Source organism: Paraburkholderia largidicola (assembly GCF_013426895.1).
Taxonomy (GTDB): domain Bacteria; phylum Pseudomonadota; class Gammaproteobacteria; order Burkholderiales; family Burkholderiaceae; genus Paraburkholderia; species Paraburkholderia largidicola.
In genome coordinates this window covers 860,102-882,600 of sequence record NZ_AP023176.1, presented here as the reverse complement: position 1 = coordinate 882,600, position 22,499 = coordinate 860,102, and the positions used below count along the sequence as shown (strand labels likewise).

Genomic DNA, 22,499 nt, shown 5'->3' with positions numbered 1-22,499 from the left:
AAAAACCATCGGTAACGGACTCGCCAGTTCGCCCAAACGCGCGTGCAGCACCACAAGGGCTGCCTGAAGCCCGTGGCTTTGCTTCGCCTATCGCACATTGCAGAGAGAACCATGACCACAGTAAAGATTGAAATGGATGGCGCCGTCGGAATCGTTTCACTCGCCAAGCCACCGCACAACCTGATCGACGACGCGATGATCGCGGATCTGCTCGCCGCGTATCGCAGTGCAGTCGCCGAAGGCGCCCGCGCGATCATTCTCAAAAGCGACATGCGCCACTTTTCCGCTGGCGCGGAGATGAGCTCATTTACCGATGGCAAGACGGTGATCCAGCACGACGCCGATCAATTCCTCGAGTTCCTCGACGTGCTGGAGAACGCACCCGTCCCGACCGTCGCCGCGGTTCACGGCGCAGCGCTTGGCGGCGGCCTCGAACTGGCGCTCACCTGCGACATGATCGTCGCTGCGGACACGGCTTACTTCGGCCAGGTCGAGAACATCGTGGGCCTGATTCCGCTGCTCGGCGGGACGCAACGACTCGTTCAGCGAGCGGGCGTCGTGCGCGCCAAGGAAATCGCGCTGATCGGGCGCCGGCATTCTGCAGAAGCATTCGAACGCTGGGGAATCATCAATCACGTCGTGCCCGAAGGCGAACTGCAGACTGCCGCGATGTCGTTCGCCCGCCAACTGGCGGCAGGCCCGACCAAAGTCCTCAACGGCATCAAGCAGCAGGCCAATCTCGCGGCCAGCGGCGGCGTGCGCAGCGCAGACCTGGAACAGATCAATCTCAACAACATGATCTGGAAGACGGGCGATCGCGAACGCGGTTTCGCTTCGTTCTTTGCGACCGGGCCCGCCACGGCCGAATTCAAGGGAGATTGATCATGTCAGCACCGCTCGAAGGTATTCGTGTGATCGATTTCACGCGTGTGCTGGCCGGACCGCATTGCACCAAGACGCTCCTCGATCTTGGCGCGACCGTGACCAAGATCGAACCGCCCTCCGGCGATATCGGCCGCGTGAGCATGCCGCATATCGGCGACATGTCGCTGTATTACGTGCAGCAGAACGCGGGCAAGCGCAACGTGAGCCTCGATCTCAACTTTCCGGAGGCACGCTCGATCATGGTCGACATGTGCCGCGACGCGGACATCATCGTCGAAAATTTTCGTCCAGGGACGCTGAACCGCTTTGGCCTCGGCTACGAACAGGTGCGCGCGTTCAACCCGTCCGTGATCTACGCGTCCTTGAGCGGCTATGGACAATCGACCTCGTGGCGCAACCGGCCTGCGTTCGCGCCGACCGTGCAGGCCGAGTCGGGACTGACGGACATCGTCCAGCACCATTTCGGCGATGCGCTGACGGAAGTCCGCAACGATGCATGCAGCCACGCCGACATGTACACGGGACTTCACGGCGTGATCGGCATTCTGGCCGCGCTGGCGCATCGCGCGCGAACCGGCGAGGGACAACACGTCGATGTCTCGATGGCCGCGACCATGCTATCGGTCAACGAACGGGTGGGCGCACAACTATCGGAAATCGACACCGAGGGCGAGCCGATCATTCTCTCGGCGCCCGATTCGCACATCTTCGATTTGCCCGATGGACGCCAACTCACCATCGCGGGCAGCCCGATCTACACGCCGATGTTTTCGCGTTACTGCGCGATGATGCGTCGCAACGATCTGCTGAGCGACCCACGCTTCGGCACGGCGCTTTTGCGGCGGCAGAACGTTGCCGTTTTGCTGGCCGAAGTCCGCGCGTGGATTCTCACGTTCAACGATCTGGATCTGCTCCAGACGCAGGTCAGCGAAGCGGGACTGGCCATTGGCGTGGTCCGCAGCGTCAACGAGTTCGCCGATTCGGAGTGGGTGCAGGAATGGGGCGCGCTGGTCGATGTCGACGACAGATCGGGCGGCACGACACGCATGCCCGGCGCGCCGTGGCATTTCAGCCAGTCCGAGTTGCCGCAACCGGGCAGCCCCGCTTTCCAGGGCGAGCATAACGCCGAAGTGCTTGCCGAGCGCAAGCTCAGCGCAGCGTTCATTCGGGATTTACAGGAACGCGGAATTCTTCTCAGCAGGCCCGGCCCCACGCGCCCGTTCGACTGAACGTCGATGCTCTTACGCGCACGGCTTGCGCCTTCCCCGAATGAATCGAGACGAACATGCAACACACTCTGAATCAGACTCATGATCCCGCTGCACGCAGTTGGGTCGCGTCCGCGAATGCACAGGCAGGCGACTTCCCAATCCAGAACCTGCCGCTTTCGGTTGTCCGCAGAAGGAATGTCGACGAGGCGTTTCGGGGCGCGGTCGCCATCGGCGATCAGGTCGTCGACATCGCCGCGTGGGCGTCTCGTGCCCGTCTGGATGGAATCGCGGGCGAGGCCGCGCGGGCATGCGCACAGCCCGTGCTCAATGCGTTCTTCTCGATGGGTCCCTCCGCATGGCGTGCATTGCGCCACACGCTATTCGCTGCGCTTCACGAGCGCGCCCCTTCTGAAGATCGCGCCGCAATCGAGGCATGTCTGATCCCGCAATCGGAAGTGGAACACAGCCTGCCCGCGCAGATCGGCGACTACACGGATTTCTACACCTCGATTCATCACGCGACCAACATCAGCAAGCTACTCGGCTTGAATGGTGTCGGCGCCAACTTCAAGTCGATACCCATCGCCTACCACGGCCGGGTTTCAAGCATCGGAACAAGTGGTCAGCGGTTCCGACGCCCAGCCGGTCAAACCATGCTTCCGGGTGAAGAGGCCCCGATCTTCTCGCCTTCGCGCAAGCTGGATTACGAGCTCGAACTCGGCATTTACATCGGACAAGGCAATGCGGCCGGCGAGCCGATCGAACTGGATCAGGCCGATAGTCATGTATTCGGGCTATGTCTGCTCAACGACTGGTCCGCGCGCGATATTCAGGCGTGGGAGATGCAGCCATTAGGGCCGTTTCTGGCAAAGAACTTTGCCACCACGATCTCGCCGTGGATCGTGACCATGGAGGCACTGGCGCCCTTCAGGCTTCCCCTGCCGCGCCCGGACGCGGACGGCAAGCCACTGCCTTATCTGGATTCCGACCGAAACAGCACGACGGGCGCCATCGATATCCAACTGGAAGTCTGCATGGAGACTTCTCGCCATAGAGCCGGGAATCTCCCGGCGACGCAACTCTCACACACGAGCTTCAGGCATCAGTACTGGAGCATCGCGCAGATGGTCGCGCATCACGCCGTGGGCGGCTGCAATCTGCGTCCGGGAGACCTGCTTGGCAGCGGCACCATTTCAGGCCCGGAAAGATCGGAGGCAGGCGCGCTGATGGAACTTGCACGCAACGCAAGCGAGCCCGTCACGCTGAGTACGGGTGAACAGCGCAGCTACGTGGAGGATGGCGACGCCATCATTCTGCGCGGCTACTGCGAGAAAGCAGGCTTTGCACGAATCGGATTTGGCGAGAGCCGCGGCGAAGTTTTACCGGCAAAGCGCTAGCGATGGCTGCGACAGATGTCAGTCACGAAAGACGATAACGGAGGAGACCCGACATGCAATCGATGGAATCAATCAACGCGGAATTCGAGAGGCAAAACGTGACGAAAGTCAGATCATCCGGCACGTCACTCGTCGAGAAGACGCAAGCGCTCGCAAAGTTCCGCAACCGCTTCGTGTGGTCATTGCTTTACATCTCACTGGGAATCTACTTTGGCCTGTTGATCGCAGTGCTGGAGTTTCCCGGCGCGATGTCCATCTCCGTCTATGGCGAACTCAACCTTGGACTGCTTGCGGTCGTCGTTCAGTTCGCGCTCACGATCGCGACCTTCTGGGGCTACTGCGCATGGGCCGGGCGAGCCTACGACCCGAAAGCGGCCGAACTGCTTCGCAGCGCGTCTGCACAACCGGATGGTGACCGACATGAGTAACCTGATCAGTCATGGCGGACTCAGAATCATCGCCTTCGTGGGCTTTATTGGACTCAGCCTCCTTCTGACCGGCTGGAGCACGCGCCGATCGCGCGGAACCTCCGGTTTCTTCGTGGCCGGACGCAATCTGTCGCCGGCTCAGAATGGCCTCGCGCTGGCGGGAGACTTCATGTCCGCGGGCTCGTTCCTCGGTGTGACGGGCCTCGTGTCCCTGTTCGGATTCGACGGCATCGTCTATCAGGTCGGCTTCATCGCCGGATGGATCATGATCATGCTGATCGTCGCGGAGCCGGTCAGAAACTGCGGCAAATACACGCTCTCCGATGTGGTCGCACTCCGCTTGCGCAGCCGCGCAGTGCGAGCGGCGACATCGGGTTCTTCATTGATCATTTCGTTAGCCTATCTGCTCGCGCAACTCGTCGGCGCGGGCGCGCTGGCGAGTCTGCTATTGCCGATCGGCGCCAACGCGGCCATCGTGCTGATCGGCGTACTCATGATCGCGTATGTGCTGTTCGGCGGAATGGTGGCCGCGACTTACGTGCAGATCGTCAAGGCTGTCCTCGTCTGGACTGCCGGCGCGGTGCTCGTGCTGCTTGCTCTCGCGCATTTCTCGTTCGACGTGGGCGCGCTATTCACCAAGGCACGCCTGTCATCGCTGCACCCCGCGCAGTACTTCGTGCCCGGCGGCTACTTCAAGGACCCGCTGGATACGCTGTCACTCACGCTCGCCCTGGCGTTGGGCACAGCGGGCCTGCCGCACGTCATGACCCGGTTCTACACGGTGCCGTCCGCCGTCGCGGCGAGACAGTCGGCGAAAATCGGCCTGATCGTGATGACGTCCTTTGCCGTCATGATGATCGTGCTCGGCTTTTCCGCCACCGCGATCGTGGGACCGGCGGCGATTCTCGCGACACACAGCTCCGGAAACAGCGCCATCACGCTGCTCGCCACGACACTCGGCGGCGGTGCGGGTTCTGTGGGCGGTGAACTTCTGCTCGCGTGCGTTTCGGCAATTGCCTTCGCAACCATTCTCGCCGTCGTCTCGGGCATCATGATCTCCTCGGCCTCGACCATCTCTCACGACATCTTTGGCCATCTCTTCTCGGCGTCGCGCGACAAGGAACGTCGGCAGGTCGTGATCGCGAAGATCGCCACGATAGTCTTCGGTATCGCCGCCATGGGACTCGCGCTGCTCGTAAAGACTTTCAATGTCGCGTTTCTCGTAGGACTCGCGTTCGCCATCGCGGCTAGCGCAAACTTGCCCGTGGTTCTCTACTCGATGTACTGGCGGCGCTTTACGGATCGAGGCGCCGTGGCCGCGGTACTCGCCGGCACCCTTTCGTCGATCGGCCTCGTGCTGCTGGGGCCCGCCGTGATCGGAGCGAAAGGCATCATCTTCAAGGATTCCACCCCGCCCTTCTGGCTCTCGAATCCCGGTCTGTTCAGCATTCCGGTGGGCTTTATCGCGGGCTGGATCGGATCGGTGACGACACGTCAGCACGCCGGCGACGGCTCCTTCGATGCGCAGCAACTTCGCATGCTAAGCGGCCTCGGAGCGGAAGCCGCATCAAAACACTGACGCGAGAGCGCTCAAGCCAACTATCTGTCCAACAAGGAGACACCCAGTGATTCACTTACGTATTGCCGCTTCACGACTTGCGTTGTCTACAGTTGCCATTGCTGCGATCAGCGTGAGCGCGTTCTGCGCGTCAGCGATGGCGGCGACCGTCGAGGTATCGGAAACAAAGACGATCATCGATCATGTGACCGTCTCGTCCAGCAGACCTTATGCGCTCGTCAAACAGGATCTGGAGAGCCGTCTTGGTCGACTCGACGATCATATCCGCACGCTGCTGAAGCAGGACAAGGTCGACGAATTGCGCACCGCCCTTCAGAAAGCCGCCGGCAACGACGGGCTCGTGATTCACTACATCGGGCTGCACGGGGACTGGCTCGTGTTGAAAGGACAGCGCAGGAACGGCACCGAGTATTTCACCGGCAACATTCTCACCGCGACTGAAATGACCAGCGTCAATATGGCGGCGGGACTGTATGCGCCCTTGCGCATCATGGTCTACGAGAATGCACAGAGTGGTACGACTATCGAGTACGATAAGCCGTCGACCCAACTCAGCCAGTTCCATAGCGCACAGATCGACGTTCAAGGCCGTTCACTCGACGATCGGCTGGCGAAGCTCTGTGCTGCGGTACTGCAATAGAAACGCACGGGCCGGCGTTCCGACGACCTGGATATCCATCATGACCGTAGATACTTTCAAACAGATCGTTCTCGCCTCTCGTCCCGATGGACAGCCGACCGTCGACAATTTCCGTCTTGAGCAGGCCAAACTGCCGGACACGCCGCCGAATGGGCTGCTGCTTCGTGTTCTGTACCTGTCGCTCGACCCGTACATGCGAGGCCGGATGGATGCGCGCAAGTCGTATGCGCCGGCGGTCGAAATCGATCACAAGATGGTCGGGGAAGCCGTGGCCGAGGTGATCGAATCCAGACATCCCGACTATCGCGAAGGTGAACTCGTGCTCGCTCCAACCGGATGGTGCGACCATGCGGTGATCGACGGTACGGGATTGCGCAAGGTCGACCCCGCTCTCTCGGCACCGTCAGCCCGGCTCGGCGTGCTCGGCATGCCGGGATTCACCGCTTACGCCGGCCTCATGTTGATCGGCAAGCCCAAACCGGGCGACACCGTCATGGTTGCGGCGGCCAGCGGTCCCGTCGGCTCGCTCGTCGGACAGCTTGCGCGGCTAGCCGGGGCGCGGGCAGTTGGCATCGCCGGCGGTTCGGAGAAATGCCGCTACCTGCTGGACGAACTCGGCTTCGACGCCGCGATCGACCATCGCGCGCCTGACATGGCCGAACAGTTGGCTGCAGCTTGCCCGGATGGAATCGATGTGTACTTCGAGAACGTCGGCGGCAAGATATGGCAGGCAGTGCTGCCTCTGCTCAACCGCTTCGCGCGTGTGCCAGTGTGCGGTCTCATCGCGCAATACAGCGGCGATCGGAATAACGCCGACGGCCAGCTTGCGGCCACCATGCGCCAGATTCTGACAAAAAGCCTTCTGGTGCGAGGCTTCATCAACTACGAGTTTGCCGACGAACACTATCCCGAGTTTCTGCGTATCGTGGCTGACGGTATCGGCGAAGGAAAGATCCGTCACAAGGAAGATATCGTCGATGGCCTGGAGAAGGCGCCAGAGGCATTTCTCGGCATGCTGGAAGGACGCAACTTCGGCAAGGTGATTGTGCGGGTCGCGTCAGAGCTTTGATCCTGTTAGCAGATTGAAGCGCGTCACACCTGGACGCCTGCTCTTTGTCGGCCTTGCCTCGCAACCTGCAACCGATACGCAGACAGCGACGAACCAGAGAGTTCGCGACGATAAATGTCCGTCGGTCACTTCCGGGCAGATAACAAATCGGTAATCTGAGCGTCGCTGTTCGGCAAGCAGGACAACGGAAAATAGAAGTACCCAAACCCGACACGGCACGCACATCATGTTGCCCTTTCGTTCCCGAGTTACGACGATTGTCGCCACCGTTGCAGCGTTGTTCCTGCTGCTCCCCGCTGCAGGTTTGGCCTTCATGTATTCCGGGGTGTACGACGTCTCGGCAAGCTCCAAAGACAACCCGATCGTAGCGAAGCTGCTGCATGGAACGTACGAAGCCTCGTTGCACCGGCACGCCGGGTCCGACGTCGCGCCGGGCGACCTGCTGTCGTTTGAAAACATTCGTTCAGGTGCGCGGATGTACGACTCCACCTGCGCCGTCTGCCACGGTGCGCCCGACCGGCCATTGAGTCCCATCGGACAGGGTATTCAGCCCGCCGCGCCGTCGCTCCTGTCTGCCAGCCGCCGCAACAAGCCCGAGTTGATGTTCTGGACGATCAAGCACGGCGTGAACATGACGGCTATGCCTTCGTTCGGGAAGACGCAGTCGGACCAGGCGCTTTGGCAAGTGGCCGCGTTTATCTACGCCGAGCGCGGAATATCGAAGGATAAATACGAGCAGCTCGCACACGGCAACGCCCAGGTTGACAACACGGGCGTATCTCTCAAAGGTCCGACACCGGAGCCTGGTAATGAGTGACTGTGCTGTTCCGATTCACGTGCCCGCCAACCGATGAAACCGTCAGCCAAGGCGATACACCTTGCTTACGGTCCCCCGGAACAGCTCCGCGCGCTCGTCCGGGGTCGCTTGCGCGGTCAGGCGCTTGAACGCATTCCAGCCGTTGCTGTACGGGTACGAGCCCTTGTCGACCGGGAAATTGCTTTCGAACATACAGCGCCCGGTGCCGAACGTCTCGATGCAGGTCTGCATCCACGGTTTCCAGGCTTCCACGAGTTGTACCGAGGACGGTGGCCTTTCCCCATTCTCGAAATCGAATCCGTTGATTCGCATCCCCAGCCCGCCGACCTTCACATACACGTTGGGCAGTTGCGCCAGTTCACGCATGGAGCGGGACCAACGGTCGAAAACTTCCTTGCGCCTGTCTTCATAACTTGCGATACGCACGATGCCGCCGCAGTGATTGATGATGACGGGCATGTTGGGATAGGCCTTCGCGAGATCGAACAACTCGGGGAGTTGCGGAAAGAAAAGCCAGGCATCGTAGGACAGGCCGAGCGCATCCAGTTGCGCCACGCCCGCGCGATAGTCCCGGTCGAGCAGCAATCCGCGCGGCCCCGCTGAAAGTGGGTTGACCAGCGTCGGGTCCGCATCCCAGGTCACCAGATGCCGCACGCCGCGGAACCGGCCTTGTCCGCCTTGCAGATGCGCTTCGAGCACGTCGCGCACAGCCGCGCCGCGGCGCAGATCCGCATAACCGACGATGCCTTTCGCGACCTGAGGCCGCCCCGCTTGCAGCGACTTGGTCACCCCGCTCACGTACTCCGTCTCGCCGACAGGCCGCAATTCCTGCGGCCCCGATGTCCGGTAATGGCTCAGCCCCTGCATGAACACCGACGCCGTGATGTCGTGCCCCGACTGGGCGTCCTGAAGATACTCGTCGAGCAGATACGTCCACCCTGGACGGTCATAGAAGTGGTGATGCGCATCGACGATCGGCATGTCGGGCTCGAGCGCCGCTTCCGCGCCGGAAGCGAGCCAGTCGGCTCGAACGGGCAAATAGTTGCTGGTCGCAGTCATGGAACGCGTCTCTTCTTTGGCAATGGCGTGTGTGGCGGCAAAGGCAGGCATGGCGAGCGATGCGGCTGCCGCCTGCAAAAGCCGGCGTCGACTGGGTGAATGCTTCGCGCGCGTCATGACGGCTCCCGATTGAATGCATAGAGGGAGAGCGTCAGCAACGTCGTCAACCCGAGCACGATGGCCAGACCGAACATCCCCGCCGCGTAGGTGCCGAAGCTGTCTTTCAGATAGCCCACCAGATACGGCCCCGCAAAGCCGCCGAGCGCACCGATCGAATTGATCAGCGCGAGGCCGCCCGCGGCTGCCTGGCCGGACAGGAATCGCGCGGGCAGCGTATAGAAAATCGTGCGTCCGGCGATCGTGCCGATCAGCGCCAGCGTGATGCCGATCATCGCGGGCAACAGTTGATGGAAGTACGTCGAGACGCCGAGCGCGATGGCACCGACCAGCAGACCCGCAGCGAGATTCGCAATATGTCCGCCGCGCGCATCGACGCGTTTCGCCCACCAGAGCAACGCGATCGTGGCAAAGAAATACGGCACGGCAGACACCCAGCCCGTTTGCGTCACGCTCATGCCGTGTGCCTTCAGCATCTGCGGCAACCAGATGCCGATACCGTATGAACCCATCGTGAAGCCGAACGAAATCATCGCGAGGATATAGACACGCACATCCTTGAGCGACGCGCGGAAATCCTTTTTCTTCTGGGCCGACGACCCCTCGCGGTCGAAAGCATCCTGCAACGCGAGGCGCTCTTCGGGCGACAGCCATTGGGCTTCGGCGGGCCTGTCGGCGAGCATCTTCAGCACGAGGTAACCGAGCGCACACGCCGGCAAACCTTCGACGATGAACATCCATTTCCAGCCCGCGAGCCCGAGCACGCCGTCCATCTGAAGCAGCCACGACGACAACGGTCCGCCGACCAGCGAAGACAGCGGCGTCGACACGGTGAACCAGGCAAGCACACGCGTGCGGTAGCTCGCTGGAAACCACACTGCCAGAAAGAAGATGACGCCCGGAAAGAAGCCCGCTTCACCGATACCGAGCAGCAGACGGATCACATAAAAGCTGGTCGGACCCACGGCCAGTGCCGTGGCCGCCGCCATGAAGCCCCAGCTGATCATGATGCGCGCCAGCCAGCGCCGCGCGCCGAAGCGGTACAGCGCGAGATTGCTCGGCACCTCGCAGAGGCAATAGCCCGCAAACATGATCCCGGCGCCCCAGCCGAACTGGGTGGCCGTCAATCCCAGATCGCGATTCATCGTCAGCGCGGCGAAGCCGACACTCGTGCGATCCAGATAGTTGAAAAAGTAAGCCAGTGCGAGCAGCGGAATGAAACGCCATGCGGCTTTTCTGACTGCCTGCTGTTCAAGCGTGGCAGGCGTATCGGCCGTCATGTCCGAGGATAGGGATGTCATTGTCGTCTCCAGACAATTCAAGGGCCGAGCCTGACCGTGTCGCGGTCGGCCCAGCGCTGTGTTGCTTTGCGATGTGAGCGGGTGTCAGGCGCTGGCGAGTTCGTTGGCAGATGGACTCGATGCGTCGCCCGCTTCCCTGTGCTGGCATCCGACGACACCGGCGTCGACCAGTTGCCTGAGTTCGTCGTCGGAATAGCCGAGTTGCGAGAGCAGCGCCCGCGTGTCCTGTCCGAGCGCGGGCGGCGCCGCGCGCACGCGCAGACGCTCACCGTCGAGCGTCAACGGCAGCAGCGCCGTTCGCGTGGAAACCGGCTTTCCCGCGCCGCTGGCGTCGGGCGGCAAGGTCACGTCGGCGAGTCCGCCCGTCGCGAGCAGATGCGGATCGTCGAACAGGTCCTGCGGCTTCGTGATCGGCGCATAGGGCAAGCCGATCCGCTCGAAGATCGCTGAAATTTCCGCTGCGCTGAAGGCTTCCATGTGCTGACGCAGTCGCGGCAGCAGCCAGTCGCGAGCTTGCACACGCTGGTTGTTGGTGGCGATCCGCTCGTCGGCTTTCAGGTCATCGAGACGGAATGCCTCGCAGAACAGGGCCCATTGCGTATCCGATACGACGGCCAGAAAAATCTGCTCGCCATCCCTGACGGAAAACACGTCGTAGACGGCCCACGCGGAGATACGGTTCGGCATCGGCGCGGCTGCGTGACCCGTCACCGCGTACTGCATCATGTGCTGCGCGACGAGGAACACATTGTTTTCGAACAGCGCGCTTTGCACTTCCTGCCCTCGCCCGGTGCGCTCGCGCTGCGCGAGTGCCGCCATCGCGCCGATCGCGCCGAACATGCCGCCCATGATGTCGTTGACGCTCGTACCCGCGCGCAGCGGCCGACCTTCCGGGCCTGTCATGTACGCAAGGCCGCCCATCATCTGCACGACTTCATCGAGCGCCGTGCGGTGGTCGTAGGGACCGGGCAGAAAACCCTTGTGCGAGACGTAGATCAAGCGGGGATTGAGCTTCGACAGCGCGCCATAGCCGAGCCCGAGTTTGTCCATCGAGCCGCTCTTGAAGTTCTCGCTGAAGATGTCGGCATTCGCCAGCAGCTTATGGACGATCTCGATGCCGCGCGGGTCTTTCACATCGACGGCGAGGCTTTTCTTGTTCCGGTTGAACGTGCCGAAAAAGCCTGCGCCCGAGCCGCGCAAGGTGCGCGTACTGTCGCCCGAAATCGGCTCGATCTTGATCACTTCGGCGCCGAGGTCTGCGAGCACCATCCCGCATGTCGGTCCCATCACCATATGCGTCATTTCGATCACGCGCAGGCCGCTGTATGGCAGGGATTGAGTCGATTGGGTGTCGCTCATTGCGCGTCTCCCAGCAGACAGCCTTCCGGTTGCGGCGCGCTCGGCGCACGTCCGTCGGCATAGCTGAAACCTTTGGGCAGACCGGCGTCCTGCACATGTCCGTATTGGGCTTCGCCCGGTAACGCCTCGGTGAGAATCGCGCGCGCGGCGACCAGCGCATCGATATCGATGCCCGTGTCGTAGCCCATCGCTTCGAGCAGGAACACGAGGTCTTCCGTGACGATGTTGCCCGTCGCGCCCGGTGCGTACGGGCATCCGCCGAGACCGGCCTGGCTTGCGTCGATGGTCGTCACGCCTGCATCGAGCGCGGCCACGACATTGGCGAGTCCCTGACCACGCGTGTTGTGGAAATGCGCGCCGCCCGCCTTGTCGCCGAGTTCGGCCTGCAAGCGACGAAACAGGCGTCGGACCTGCGTGGGATTCGCGTAGCCGCTCGTGTCGGACAGACCGATTTCATCGACACCGCATTCGGCCATCGCCAGACACATGCGCATGGTCTGGTCGTCGCTGACGGCGCCCGCGATCGTGCAGCCGAACGCAACCGAGACGCCCGCCTCGATCTGCACGCCCGGAAAGCGCGCATCGCGCAACGCAACGATCTCGCGCACTTCGTCGATCATCTGCGCGGTCGTCTTGCGGATGTTCGCCATCGAATGCGCGTTGGTCACGGAGACGGGCAGCGTGAGCTTGTGCACGCCCGCTTCGAAGGCGCTCTGCGATCCGCGCAGATTCGGCGCAAGCACCGCGACGTGAAGACCGGGGATGGTCAGCGCATGAGCGACCACTTCACGAACGTCGGCCATCTGGGGAAGCAGTCTGGCAGGAACGAACGAACCGACTTCGATCTCCTTCAGACCCGCAGCGGCCAACGCGGAAATCCAGCGGCATTTGGCAGCCGTCGGCATGACGCTCCTGATGCTCTGAAGCCCGTCGCGCGGGCCGACTTCGCTGACGAGAACGGCAGGTGTCGGGGATATATCCAAGGTTAGCTCCTGACGGATTACGTTCTATCTGAAAGAATGATGTTCTGTTAGACGGAACTATAGGAGCTAAAGAAGGCAAATTTAAGGTGGGTAAACCCGGAATTTCAGTGGTTTTAGGGAGCTTGCGTTCTACACAGCAGAACGGTACAGTCGTCTCGATACCTACCCTGATAAGGAAACGCAGTGTCCACCGGGATGCATAAGGACTTTCCTTCGGACCCAGCCGCACAGGGCGATGCGTCCAGCGGCGTCGCAGTACTCGATCGCGCCTTCGCGATTCTCAACGCGTTTGGCCCCACCGACGACAGCCTGTCGCTCGCCGAACTGTCCCGTCGCACGGATCTGTACAAGAGCACGGTGCTGCGACTGCTGGGCGCGCTGGAGCATGGCGGATTCATACGACGGCTTGGCGACGGGCAATACGCAATCGGGCCGCAGCCGCTGCGGCTCGCGGCGCTCTATCAGCGCTCGTTCCAGGTGGGTCCGGTGATCGAACCGATCCTTCAGCAACTGAGCCGCGAGCTCGGCGAGACGGCGTCGCTGTATGTGCGGCAAGGCGACCGCAGAATGGTGCTGTTTCGTGTCGAACCTGCGCGCGCTGTGCGCGTATCGATTCGTGTCGGCGAAGACTTTGCGATCGACAAGGGGGCTTCCGGCAAGGTGCTGCTGGCCTTCACCGACACGCTCGATCCGCGTTGGGACGAGGTGCGCGAGCGCTTATGGGCTGTGTCGCACGGCGAGCGCGATCCTGAAACGGCATCGGTATCCGTGCCGGTTTTCGGGGCAACCGGCGAACTCGTGGGCGCACTTACGCTGTCAGGGCCGAAAGCACGATTCGATATGGCATCGACCATCACGACCGCTTTGATCAATCTGCTCGAACACGCGAAGCGTGCGACGGTGGCACTTGGCGGCGTTGGCGCTCGATACGATGCAACCATCGCGAGAACGACTCAAGAGGGGTCTTCTCGAAGCGAAGCGACGAGCTAGCGCAACACGGCCCGACGTTTCCCGACTAGCCGACTTCAGCGCGTAACGGTCACATGCGTGGCCATCACTGGCCGAGCTCTGGCTGATGCTGTTCTCCCTGATCGACTCGAGGTCTGGACCAGCGTCTACAGGGAAACTAGTCCTGGTGGGACGTCACCGACAACGCCAACTCGCGAAAGCGAGCGGCCTCGAGTTTGCCCACACGTTCCTCAAACTCGCGCTGTGCAGCCTCCCAGAGGGGGCGCCCTTCATCGAGTCTCGTCACCCCGCCGGCGCTCAGGTGAAGCGTCACCGCCCGTCCCAGCTTTTCGCGCCCCTCGACGACGGAACCTTCGTCCTTCAAGGGGCGCACGGTCCGTACCAGAGTCGTGCGATCCATCTCCATCCTCCGCGCCAGCTCGACCACCGTAATATCAGGGTAGCGCTCGAGGATCGAGAGAATAGAGAACTGTGAAGACGTCAGACCGACAGCGCCCAGGTGTCCTTCAAAGATCCGCGTGATGAAGCGCGCACTGCGACGCCCCGCCAGGCAGAAGCACGCGTCCGGACCATCCGGCTCGGCCGGCATCGGAAGGTGGTTCACCCTTTTCATGTGTGCTCTTTGATCATAGGGCCAGCGCTGTCGGATCTGGCAGGAGCGTTCAGACTACCGATGGATCGATGTAAGCCGGAACCTCTGCCGAAAGCGTGCTCTTGATGGCGCGCGTGCCCGCATCGGCGAGGACTTCGCTCCCGCCTGCGTCGACGACATCATACGCCTGGCGCGCCACGTCCCTCGGGTCGGTCTTGGGCAGATCGACATCTTTGGCGAGATCGGTATCCAGAAAGCCGACGTGGAGCCCCACCACCTGAACGTTCTTTTCGCTGAGCAGCGCACGAATGTTATTCGTGTAGCTCCATGCTGCCGCCTTCGTGGCCGAGTACGGCGAAAGGACGGGAACGACCTTCCAGGTCGCATCCGAAAGAATGTTGACGATGGCGCCCTTGCCTGCGACTAGCGCGTGATGGAAAGCGTTCGTCACCCGGATCATGCCAAAGTAGTTCGTCTCGAAGAACCGACGGGCCTGCTCGACTTCATGCTCGGTGAAGTGTTCCTGCGTCAATTCCGCGATACCCGCGTTGTTCACGAGAAGCGTGACATCTGGTGCAGCCCTGGCCGCCGCAGCAATCGAATCCACATCGTTGACATCGAGCTTGACGGGGATAATGCCCGGCTCGTTGAAGTTGTCGGGGTTACGCATACCGGCGTACACCTTCGCCGCACCACGTGCCACTGCCTCGCGAGCGAACGCCAAACCTAGACCACGATTTGCGCCCGTCACAAATACAACCGAACCTTTGACCTTCATGAGCAAACTCCAAAAGATGAAACGAAGTGAGATGGTTTCAACCCCTGCTTCTGACGAATGCTGACCACAGGAGGAACCGACCACCGAATAATAATGTGTAATTGCACACTTTGCAGCGCGGAATCCTGCAACAATCTGTTGACGCTCGCGAGATGAAGCCAGAAGAACTGCGCACCGGGATGCAGCCACCACCGCACGCAGCGCATGATCCCAGACAACGCGAGGTCGTCCTGCGAGGCCGATCCGGTGAGTCAAATATCGACAACCCCGCGATTCATTCATCGTGGCATGCGGTCAGGCTAATCGCAGATCCCACAACACATCGAGTACGTGTTGCGTCGAACGCTCGACGTACTCCGCACGATGTGCGATCCCGAGCCGACGCCACAACGCCGGGCGCAGCGGCCGCATGACAATGCGGCTGTCGGGCAAGGGCGTCGTGGCTTCATGGGGCAGCAGCGCTGCGCCATAACCTGCCGCTACCAGACTCTTGATCGCGTCGTTGTAGTTGAGCTGAATGCGCGGCGCAGGATGATGTCCCCCGGTCGCGAACCACTCGGTGGTCAGACGCGAGAGACGCGTGGTCGCGTCGTTGAGAATGAGAGGTTGAGCGGCGAGCCATTCGGGCGTGACGCGGGCCGGACACCGCCAATGCGCTGGCACAAAGGCCATCACGGGGTCGCGGCGCCAGGGTTTTATCGTGAGTCCTGCCACAGGGGGCTGAGGCAGCGCGACCAGTCCAACATCCAGCGTTCCGTCCGCCAGACGGGACAGCGTTTCGTGCGAAGTGAGCACTGCAACCTGAATGTCGATAGCGGGATGGTGCTGGCGCAGCACCTCGAGCGCTTGCGGCAACAGGTAAGCAATCACACCCGTCGACGCCCCGACCCGCACGCGCCCTTCGAGCCCCTGCACCTGGCGTTGAATGTCGTCCAACGCCTGCTCCGCGTCGGCGAGCAGGCGACGGGCTCGCTCCACCAAAACCTCTCCTATCGCCGACGGCCTGACCTGTCCACGTTTGCGCGACAGGAGTGGCGCCCCAATACGCTCTTCGAGCTCAGCGATGTGAAGGCTGACCGTTGGCGGCGCCAGATTCAACGCGCGCGCCGCATCGGCAAACGAGCCACGGTCGGTAATGGCGAGCAGAGTGCGCAATCGGTCCAGACTGATCTCTCGCATGTCGGCGTCCAGATTCAGAAAAACTGAATGTCAGCATTATGAAATTCAACTTTTCCTATTCTAGCAATGCACGGAACATATAGGGACTCGTTTTGCCTGTTACCACCTACAGTCACCGGAGTATCTTTTATATGCGTTCTCCTGTTGTTTTCATCGACGGCGACCAGGGCACCACCGGGTTGCAAATCCACCAGCGGCTGCGCAACCGCACAGACCTTGAACTCCTCACGCTTGCCGCGGACGAACGCAAGGATTCGCGGCGTCGCACGGAAGCCATCAACGCTTGTGACATCGCCATTCTCTGTTTGCCGGATGCTGCCGCGCGCGAGGCAGTGGAAACCATCGTCAATCCTGCCGTCAGGTTGATCGACGCAAGTTCGGCACACCGCACACAGCCGGACTGGACATACGGTTTTCCGGAAATGACGCCGGGACAGGCTGAGCGCATTGCGAACGCTCGCCGGGTCACCAATCCCGGGTGCTATCCGACAGGTGCAATTGGCTTGCTGCATCCACTGTTGCAGGCTGGGCTCATACCCGACAACTACCCCATCAGCATCCACGCGGTGTCCGGCTACTCCGGACGCGGGCGTGCCGGCGTGGAGGAATACGAGGGGCCCGACGCCGCCAACGCGCCTTCGTACCAGGTATATGGTCTGGAACTCGCGCACAAGCACGCGCCGGAGATCCAGCTGCACGCCGGGCTCGCGCAGCGCCCCATCTTCATGCCGGCCTATGGTGCGTTCCGCCAGGGCATCGTGCTGACAGTGCCCCTCGCGTTACGGTTGCTCGCACCCGGCGTGGATGGCGCGACGTTACACGCATGCCTCGCGCGCCACTACGCCGGGGCAACGCACGTACGTGTCATGCCGCTGGAAGAATCGCGCGTCTTGAAGCATCTGGATCCGCAAGTGCTGAATGGCACGAACGACATGTGCTTGAGCGTATTTTCCAACATCGAACATGAGCACGTCCTGCTGTCGGCGGTTTTCGACAATCTCGGCAAAGGCGCATCAGGCGCAGCGGTTCAGAACCTGAACCTGATGCTGATGCAGCAATAGCGGCCAATGGCTCGAGCTAAAGTTTGGACGCACCACTTTGCCGATGGGTGCGGACAATCCGATCGCGACCGTCGAATGCCTCTTACTGGCCGACCTTTGCCTGACGCTACGGCTCAGTTCGACCCGGATCAGGCTGCCGACGGGCGTCCTCAATGGTCTGCTTGCAGCCGCAAATTAGTCGCTCAGTTGTCCGCAATAAGTTGCGCGACGATCTTCCTGGCCGAATTGAGATGGGCAATCGTGAGCGAGCGGGCTTCTCGTGCATTTCGCTGTGTGCACGCGTGCAAAATCTCCTCGTGCTCTACCTGAAACGAAGGAGTCTCGTCGAGTAACGTGTCCTGCAGGCGCTCATAGCGTTCAACTTGTGCGCGCAGTTCCCTGATTGCCTTGCGTTGACGCTCGTTTCCGCATTGCGAATACAGAAGTTCATGGAATTCGCGATTGAGTTCGCCCTGTCTCAGCTTCGTCGTCGCGGATTCAAGCAGCCGATGGACGAGTTCCGCGCGAGCCAGCGTCTCTTCATCCATCCGCTTTACGCTGCGATAGATCGCGTCTCCTTCGAGTAGCGTCCGCAAGTCATAGATCTCGCTGACATCCGAGTCGGTCAGCGTCCGGACTACAGCGCCTCGGTTCCTGAAAATTTCCACAAGACCTTCGCGCTCCAGTTGCTGGATAGCCTCACGCAATGGAATTCGACTGACGCCGAATCTGTCAGCCAGATCTCGCTCGACCAGCCGCTCTCCAGATCCCAATTGTCCGCCTACGATCATCTCTCGAAGGGATATCACCACGGTGTTTGCGGTCGAGTCCAATTTGCGCTCATGCGTGCCGGCTGGTTAAGTTGGAATAATGGTATACCATTTCGATGACCTGTGCCAGAATGACTTCCGTCGTACAACCCGGTGAACGAGGCCCGGCGTCATCCGTGCCTCGTCCCGATTCAAAGTCAGCAAACTGAAGGATGGATTACGCGATGGCATACGGAGAACATCAATACAACGTTGCGGTGCAGTGGCTTGGCAATCAGGGCACAGGCACTTCCGGATACCGCGAATACGGTCGCGAGCACGTTATCCGCGCCGGAGCCAAGCCAGAGCTTGCGGGTTCGGCCGACGCAGCGTTCCGTGGGGATGCGACGCGCTGGAATCCGGAAGATCTGTTGCTGGCTTCAGTCTCCGCATGCCATCAGCTATGGTATTTGCATTTGTGTGCAGATGCAGGCGTCCGCGTTCTGGCGTATCTCGACGAAGCCCAGGGCACGATGCTCGACAGTCCCGATCGGGGCCGGTTTACGGAGGTAGTCTTGCGTCCTCGTGTTGTCATTCGATCGGGAGACGACCGCGAACTGGCTGCGAAACTGCACCACGAAGCGCACGAGAAGTGCTACGTCGCAAACTCGGTGAACTTTCCTGTTCGTTGCGAACCGACTATCGAGTACAGCGACATCTGATCGCGTCTCGAAGGGCGCTTCTGTGCTGGACAGCGGACGTCACCTCTCGAAGCTCGCATTCGAGAGGTGCGTTCAACCCTGGCTGATTTCAACCGTGAGCGGTCGGCGTAGCCACATCTTTCGCGCGGACGCAGTACGACAAGACCGGGTGCGTATTCCTCGCTTATCTGAACGGGCGTCCTCGTTGAAGCGGACGCGTATCGACGACGGAGGGCAAGGCGTTCGCGCATGTGTTGATGAAGCGTCTCAAGCGCTGAGTGCGGAGTGCGGAGTGCGCCTGATAAAACAAACGCTACGTGTCGATCTCTTCGCCCTGCGCATCACGCGCAGCGATCTTCAACTGGCGAAGCTTGTGATACAGCGTCTTCTTCGGCATGCCGAGCGCCTCGCTCGTGTCCGCCACGTTGCCGTGATGACGCCGCAGCATGTCTTCGATCAGCATGCGCTCGAAGTACGCAAGCTGATCGGCGAGCGTGCCGCCCTTGACTGCCGCATTGCTGCCTTCGGCCAGCAGACTATCGCCCGTCAGACCCAGCACGAAGCGGTCCGCGACGTTCTGCAATTCGCGCACGTTGCCGGGCCACGCGTGCGTCATCAGTTCCGACACCTGCGAAGCGGACACGACGGGCGCCGGTTGTCCGAAGCGGCGCGCAGCCGCGAGCACGAAATGCTCGAACAGCAGCGGCACGTCTTCCCGGCGTTCGCGCAACGGCGGCAGTTCGATCTGCGCGACGTTCAGCCGGTACAGCAGGTCCGAGCGAAAGCGCCCGTCGGCGGCAAGCGCCGTCAGATCGGCCTTGGACGCCGCGATCACCCGGCAATCGACGGATATCGACTCGTTCGCGCCGAGCCGCTCCAGCGTGCGTTCCTGCAGCACGCGCAGCATCTTGATCTGCAGCGCGATCGGCATCGTTTCGATTTCGTCGAGAAAGAGCGTGCCGCCGTGCGCCCATTCGATCTTGCCGACACGTTTCTTGATCGCGCCCGTGAACGCGCCCGCTTCGTGGCCGAACAGCTCGCTTTCGAAAATCTGTTCCGGCAGGCCGCCGCAATTGAGCGCGACGAAATGCTTGTCGCGCCGCCCGCCGAAATCATGCAGGCTGCGCGCGATCAACTCCTTGCCCGTACCCGTCTCGCCCGTGATCAGCACCGACACCGACGTGTCCGCGAGCCGCAAAATCTTCTTGCGCACTTCGGCCATGGCCGGCGACTTGCCGAGCACCAGCGCCTCGATGCCCTGCCAGTTGTCGAGCGCGGCCCGCAAGCCCTGCACTTCGAGCGTGAGGCGCCGCTTCTCGACCGCGCGCGCGACGCGCCCCGCGATATGGTCGGACGAAAAAGGCTTCTCGATGAAGTCGTACGCGCCGACCTGCATTGCGCTCACGGCCGTCGAGATGTCGGCATGGCCGCTGATCAGCACGACGGGGATCTGCGAGTCGATTGCCAGCACCTTGTCGAGCAACTGCAAACCGTCGATGCCGGGCATCCGCACGTCCGACACGATCACGAGCGGCGCGCCCGGCGCGACCTCAGCCAGCGCCTGCGCCGCCGATGCGAACGCGCTGACGGGAAAGCCCGCCAGCGCCACGGCCTGTTCGACGCCGAAGCGGACGTTCTCATCGTCCTCGACGACGAGCACGCGAATGTCATCTCCCATGAACCACCCTCTGCGACGTTGCCGCCGCGAATTCGATAGTGAATTGTGCGCCGCCGTCCGCGCCGCTGTCTGCAAGATTCGCGGCGGAAATCTTCGCGCCGAAACCCTCGACGATACGCGACGAGATAGCGAGCCCGAGGCCGAGTCCATGCCCGCGCGGCTTGGTCGTCACGAACGGCTCGAACAGATGCGCGAGCACATCGGGCGCGATGCCCGGGCCGCTATCCGCGATCGTGAACAGCACACGCTCGCGCGCGTCGGGATCGGCGGCGGCTATCGTGATGACGCGCTTCGGTTCGTTGCGCACGGCGTCGAGCGCGTTGCCCAGCAGATTGACGATCACCTGCTGCAACTGGCTCGATTCGGCCCACACCGTCGTGCCCGCCGGAATCTTCACATCGAGCTGCACGCCTTCGTCGCGGATACGCGCTTCGTAGATGAGCCGCGCGTGCGCGACGGCTTCGCTCAGCGATACCGCCACCCGCTCGACATCGGGCTTGCGCGCGAAGGTCTTCAACTCGCCCGTCAACACGGCCATGCTGTCGACGAGCTTCGCCACGCGCTCCAGATTCGCCACCGCCTGCTCGGGCTGATTACGCTCGAAGAACGTGCGCGCGTTGTCGCACAGCGTGCGGATCGCGACGAGCGGCTGGTTCAGCTCGTGCGTGAGGCCCGCCGCCATCTGCCCGAGCACGGCAAGCTTGCCCGCGTGCACGACTTCCTGCTGCGAGTCGCGCAGCCGCTGCTCGGTCCGCTTGCGCTCGACGATCTCCTGCTTCATCCGTTCATTGGTTTCGACGAGCGCCGCCGTGCGTTGCGCGACGGTCATCTCCAGCCGGTCGTTGGCGAGGCGCAGCGCGTCCTGCGCCTTGAGCTTTTCGGCGATCGTGCGGCGCCGCTGGGCCGCGTACAACGCATACAGCCCGGCGATCAGAAACGCGCCCGTCACGAACGCGAGCGCAATCTGCTGTTGACGCCGCGCGGTGGCCACGTCGAGCAGCACCGTGATCGAGTCGCCCGCCTGCGGCGCGGTCCGCGACATCACGAGAAACTGCGTGGTGTGGCCCGCCCGCCGCCAGTCGGGAAAGCGCCCGAGCCATGCCGTGCCGTTCCACTCACCGACGCGGCGATACGGCAGCGCATCGACGTTGCGGCCCGCGTATTGCCGCGAAGCCTGAATGTCGCGCTGCTGCTGCGCGGTGATCGGCCGGAACGCGGTGAACTTCCACGCGGGCACCGTCGAGATGACGATCACGCCGTTGCTGTCGATCACCATCGCCGCTTCGCCCGGCGTGCGCCACGCCGCTTCGAGCGCATCGACGCTCAGCTTCACGGCGGCGGCACCGATCGGCTTGCCCGCGTCGCGCACGGCGCTCGCGAAGTACAGGCCCGGCATTCCCGTGTTCGTGCCGATGCCGAAGAAGCGCCCCGTGCCGTGTACGAGCGCGTCCTTGAAGTACGGCCGATAGGAAACATTGGTGCCGACGAAGCTGAACGACTGGTTCCAGTTGCTCGCGGCAATCACCTCGCCTTGCAGGTCGATCACGTCGACGGCGAGACTGCCCGCGTCGTCGCTGACGGCTTCGAGATACGTATTGACGTCGTGCAGCAGTTCGGGCGAAGCGCGCGAGCCTGCGCGCAGCAGCGCACGCACGCTATCTTGCCGCGCGACGATGGCGGGCATCATCTCGAAGCGGCCCAGCTCGCTTTTCAGGCTGGCCGCGTACAGATCCAGCCGATGCGCGCCGACTTGCGCGAGCGCATCGATCGCGCGGTCCCACGCAAATTCGACGGCCGCTGCTGCCGCGCCGAGATACAGCGCGCCAGCAGCGGCCCATGCCCACAACGGTATGCCTCTTATTCTCACGCGCACATTCAACCTCATCGATGCCCGACGCCGGATGCCGGCTTGCGCTGGATTCGCGCACGGCACCTTATACGAAAACGGGCGGCGCAAACAGATCGCGC

General features: G+C 62.0%; 21 protein-coding genes. 11 read left to right on the top strand and 10 right to left on the bottom strand.

Translation table 11 applies throughout. The annotated features are described in order from the left end of the window. The first annotated feature begins 111 nt into the window (after positions 1–111). From PPGU16_RS32665 to PPGU16_RS32630, 8 genes are all read left to right on the top strand, one after another. Complete coding sequence (locus PPGU16_RS32665; RefSeq protein ID WP_180726841.1) at positions 112–882, top strand: enoyl-CoA hydratase/isomerase family protein; 771 nt, start codon at positions 112–114, stop codon at positions 880–882. 2 nt (positions 883–884) lie between these two features. Next, the gene (locus tag PPGU16_RS32660) at positions 885–2,114 is read left to right on the top strand and encodes a CaiB/BaiF CoA transferase family protein (RefSeq protein ID WP_180726840.1); all 1,230 of its coding nucleotides are present in this window, start codon (positions 885–887) and stop codon (positions 2,112–2,114) included. Positions 2,115–2,170: 56 nt separating this feature from the next. Then, positions 2,171–3,493, top strand: a complete 1,323-nt coding sequence (gene fahA / locus PPGU16_RS32655; protein WP_180726839.1) for a fumarylacetoacetase — start codon at positions 2,171–2,173, stop codon at positions 3,491–3,493. 53 nt (positions 3,494–3,546) lie between these two features. Continuing rightward, complete coding sequence (locus tag PPGU16_RS32650; protein WP_180726838.1) at positions 3,547–3,921, top strand: DUF485 domain-containing protein; 375 nt, start codon at positions 3,547–3,549, stop codon at positions 3,919–3,921. After that, a complete protein-coding gene (locus tag PPGU16_RS32645) occupies positions 3,914–5,500 on the top strand; it encodes a solute symporter family protein (RefSeq protein ID WP_180726837.1) in 1,587 nt (528 codons plus the stop codon). Before PPGU16_RS32650 ends, PPGU16_RS32645 begins: the two co-directional genes overlap by 8 nt. A 46-nt stretch (positions 5,501–5,546) precedes the next feature. Next, complete coding sequence (locus PPGU16_RS32640; RefSeq protein WP_180726836.1) at positions 5,547–6,140, top strand: DUF302 domain-containing protein; 594 nt, start codon at positions 5,547–5,549, stop codon at positions 6,138–6,140. A 40-nt stretch (positions 6,141–6,180) separates the two neighbouring features. Next, entirely contained in the window at positions 6,181–7,209 is a 1,029-nt protein-coding gene (gene curA, locus PPGU16_RS32635; protein WP_180727147.1) for an NADPH-dependent curcumin/dihydrocurcumin reductase, read from the top strand. Positions 7,210–7,435: 226 nt separating this feature from the next. Then, on the top strand, positions 7,436–8,026 hold the full coding sequence (locus PPGU16_RS32630) for a c-type cytochrome (protein WP_180726835.1): 591 nt from the start codon (positions 7,436–7,438) through the stop codon (positions 8,024–8,026). A 42-nt stretch (positions 8,027–8,068) separates the two neighbouring features. Here PPGU16_RS32630 and PPGU16_RS32625 read toward each other — a convergent pair whose 3' ends face one another. The 4 genes from PPGU16_RS32625 to PPGU16_RS32610 form a co-directional block, all read right to left on the bottom strand. Then, on the bottom strand, positions 8,069–9,202 hold the full coding sequence (locus PPGU16_RS32625; protein ID WP_180726834.1) for an amidohydrolase family protein: 1,134 nt from the start codon (positions 9,200–9,202) through the stop codon (positions 8,069–8,071). Further along, entirely contained in the window at positions 9,199–10,503 is a 1,305-nt protein-coding gene (locus PPGU16_RS32620) for an MFS transporter (protein WP_180726833.1), read from the bottom strand. Before PPGU16_RS32620 ends, PPGU16_RS32625 begins: the two co-directional genes overlap by 4 nt. A gap of 84 nt (positions 10,504–10,587) precedes the next feature. After that, positions 10,588–11,862, bottom strand: a complete 1,275-nt coding sequence (locus PPGU16_RS32615; RefSeq protein ID WP_180726832.1) for a CaiB/BaiF CoA transferase family protein — start codon at positions 11,860–11,862, stop codon at positions 10,588–10,590. Next, positions 11,859–12,767, bottom strand: coding sequence for a hydroxymethylglutaryl-CoA lyase (locus PPGU16_RS32610; RefSeq protein WP_243460770.1), 909 nt, complete (start codon positions 12,765–12,767; stop codon positions 11,859–11,861). The genes PPGU16_RS32615 and PPGU16_RS32610 overlap by 4 nt, the downstream gene beginning before the upstream one ends. A 273-nt stretch (positions 12,768–13,040) precedes the next feature. Here PPGU16_RS32610 and PPGU16_RS32605 point away from each other — a divergent pair, with 273 nt between their 5' ends. Further along, positions 13,041–13,835 carry an IclR family transcriptional regulator gene (locus tag PPGU16_RS32605; RefSeq protein ID WP_180727146.1) on the top strand — a complete coding sequence of 265 codons (795 nt, stop codon included), beginning with the start codon at positions 13,041–13,043 and terminating at the stop codon, positions 13,833–13,835. 136 nt (positions 13,836–13,971) lie between these two features. Here PPGU16_RS32605 and PPGU16_RS32600 read toward each other — a convergent pair whose 3' ends face one another. The 3 genes from PPGU16_RS32600 to PPGU16_RS32590 form a co-directional block, all read right to left on the bottom strand. Next, complete coding sequence (locus tag PPGU16_RS32600; RefSeq protein WP_180726830.1) at positions 13,972–14,427, bottom strand: MarR family winged helix-turn-helix transcriptional regulator; 456 nt, start codon at positions 14,425–14,427, stop codon at positions 13,972–13,974. 49 nt (positions 14,428–14,476) lie between these two features. Then, complete coding sequence (locus tag PPGU16_RS32595; RefSeq protein ID WP_180726829.1) at positions 14,477–15,184, bottom strand: SDR family oxidoreductase; 708 nt, start codon at positions 15,182–15,184, stop codon at positions 14,477–14,479. Between the two features lie 294 nt (positions 15,185–15,478). Beyond that, positions 15,479–16,363 carry a LysR family transcriptional regulator gene (locus PPGU16_RS32590; RefSeq protein ID WP_180726828.1) on the bottom strand — a complete coding sequence of 295 codons (885 nt, stop codon included), beginning with the start codon at positions 16,361–16,363 and terminating at the stop codon, positions 15,479–15,481. A gap of 131 nt (positions 16,364–16,494) precedes the next feature. On the opposite strand from PPGU16_RS32590, the gene argC reads away from it, so the two are divergent. Further along, positions 16,495–17,424 (top strand): N-acetyl-gamma-glutamyl-phosphate reductase, encoded by a 930-nt coding sequence (gene argC, locus PPGU16_RS32585; protein ID WP_180727145.1) that lies wholly within the window; start codon positions 16,495–16,497, stop codon positions 17,422–17,424. Between the two features lie 182 nt (positions 17,425–17,606). On the opposite strand, the gene PPGU16_RS32580 is transcribed toward argC, so the two are convergent. Continuing rightward, positions 17,607–18,194 carry a GntR family transcriptional regulator gene (locus PPGU16_RS32580; RefSeq protein ID WP_180727144.1) on the bottom strand — a complete coding sequence of 196 codons (588 nt, stop codon included), beginning with the start codon at positions 18,192–18,194 and terminating at the stop codon, positions 17,607–17,609. A gap of 203 nt (positions 18,195–18,397) precedes the next feature. On the opposite strand from PPGU16_RS32580, the gene PPGU16_RS32575 reads away from it, so the two are divergent. Continuing rightward, the gene (locus PPGU16_RS32575) at positions 18,398–18,874 is read left to right on the top strand and encodes an OsmC family protein (protein WP_180727143.1); all 477 of its coding nucleotides are present in this window, start codon (positions 18,398–18,400) and stop codon (positions 18,872–18,874) included. Positions 18,875–19,166: 292 nt separating this feature from the next. Here PPGU16_RS32575 and PPGU16_RS32570 read toward each other — a convergent pair whose 3' ends face one another. Both PPGU16_RS32570 and PPGU16_RS32565 read right to left on the bottom strand, forming a co-directional pair. Continuing rightward, positions 19,167–20,531, bottom strand: a complete 1,365-nt coding sequence (locus PPGU16_RS32570; protein WP_180726827.1) for a sigma-54-dependent transcriptional regulator — start codon at positions 20,529–20,531, stop codon at positions 19,167–19,169. After that, entirely contained in the window at positions 20,521–22,416 is a 1,896-nt protein-coding gene (locus tag PPGU16_RS32565) for a sensor histidine kinase (protein ID WP_180726826.1), read from the bottom strand. The genes PPGU16_RS32570 and PPGU16_RS32565 overlap by 11 nt, the downstream gene beginning before the upstream one ends. Positions 22,417–22,499 lie beyond the last annotated feature (83 nt).

Coding starts and splice junctions, on each gene's coding strand:
- PPGU16_RS32665 (WP_180726841.1), top strand. CDS start 112: ATGACCACAGTAAAGATTGAAATGGATGGCGCCGTCGGAATCGTTTCA.
- PPGU16_RS32660 (WP_180726840.1), top strand. CDS start 885: ATGTCAGCACCGCTCGAAGGTATTCGTGTGATCGATTTCACGCGTGTG.
- fahA (WP_180726839.1), top strand. CDS start 2,171: ATGCAACACACTCTGAATCAGACTCATGATCCCGCTGCACGCAGTTGG.
- PPGU16_RS32650 (WP_180726838.1), top strand. CDS start 3,547: ATGCAATCGATGGAATCAATCAACGCGGAATTCGAGAGGCAAAACGTG.
- PPGU16_RS32645 (WP_180726837.1), top strand. CDS start 3,914: ATGAGTAACCTGATCAGTCATGGCGGACTCAGAATCATCGCCTTCGTG.
- curA (WP_180727147.1), top strand. CDS start 6,181: ATGACCGTAGATACTTTCAAACAGATCGTTCTCGCCTCTCGTCCCGAT.
- PPGU16_RS32630 (WP_180726835.1), top strand. CDS start 7,436: ATGTTGCCCTTTCGTTCCCGAGTTACGACGATTGTCGCCACCGTTGCA.
- PPGU16_RS32625 (WP_180726834.1), bottom strand. CDS start 9,202: ATGACGCGCGCGAAGCATTCACCCAGTCGACGCCGGCTTTTGCAGGCG.
- PPGU16_RS32620 (WP_180726833.1), bottom strand. CDS start 10,503: ATGACATCCCTATCCTCGGACATGACGGCCGATACGCCTGCCACGCTT.
- PPGU16_RS32615 (WP_180726832.1), bottom strand. CDS start 11,862: ATGAGCGACACCCAATCGACTCAATCCCTGCCATACAGCGGCCTGCGC.
- PPGU16_RS32610 (WP_243460770.1), bottom strand. CDS start 12,767: ATGCCGACGGCTGCCAAATGCCGCTGGATTTCCGCGTTGGCCGCTGCG.
- PPGU16_RS32605 (WP_180727146.1), top strand. CDS start 13,041: ATGCATAAGGACTTTCCTTCGGACCCAGCCGCACAGGGCGATGCGTCC.
- PPGU16_RS32600 (WP_180726830.1), bottom strand. CDS start 14,427: ATGAAAAGGGTGAACCACCTTCCGATGCCGGCCGAGCCGGATGGTCCG.
- PPGU16_RS32595 (WP_180726829.1), bottom strand. CDS start 15,184: ATGAAGGTCAAAGGTTCGGTTGTATTTGTGACGGGCGCAAATCGTGGT.
- PPGU16_RS32590 (WP_180726828.1), bottom strand. CDS start 16,363: ATGCGAGAGATCAGTCTGGACCGATTGCGCACTCTGCTCGCCATTACC.
- argC (WP_180727145.1), top strand. CDS start 16,495: ATGCGTTCTCCTGTTGTTTTCATCGACGGCGACCAGGGCACCACCGGG.
- PPGU16_RS32580 (WP_180727144.1), bottom strand. CDS start 18,194: ATGATCGTAGGCGGACAATTGGGATCTGGAGAGCGGCTGGTCGAGCGA.
- PPGU16_RS32575 (WP_180727143.1), top strand. CDS start 18,398: ATGGCATACGGAGAACATCAATACAACGTTGCGGTGCAGTGGCTTGGC.
- PPGU16_RS32570 (WP_180726827.1), bottom strand. CDS start 20,531: ATGGGAGATGACATTCGCGTGCTCGTCGTCGAGGACGATGAGAACGTC.
- PPGU16_RS32565 (WP_180726826.1), bottom strand. CDS start 22,416: ATGAGGTTGAATGTGCGCGTGAGAATAAGAGGCATACCGTTGTGGGCA.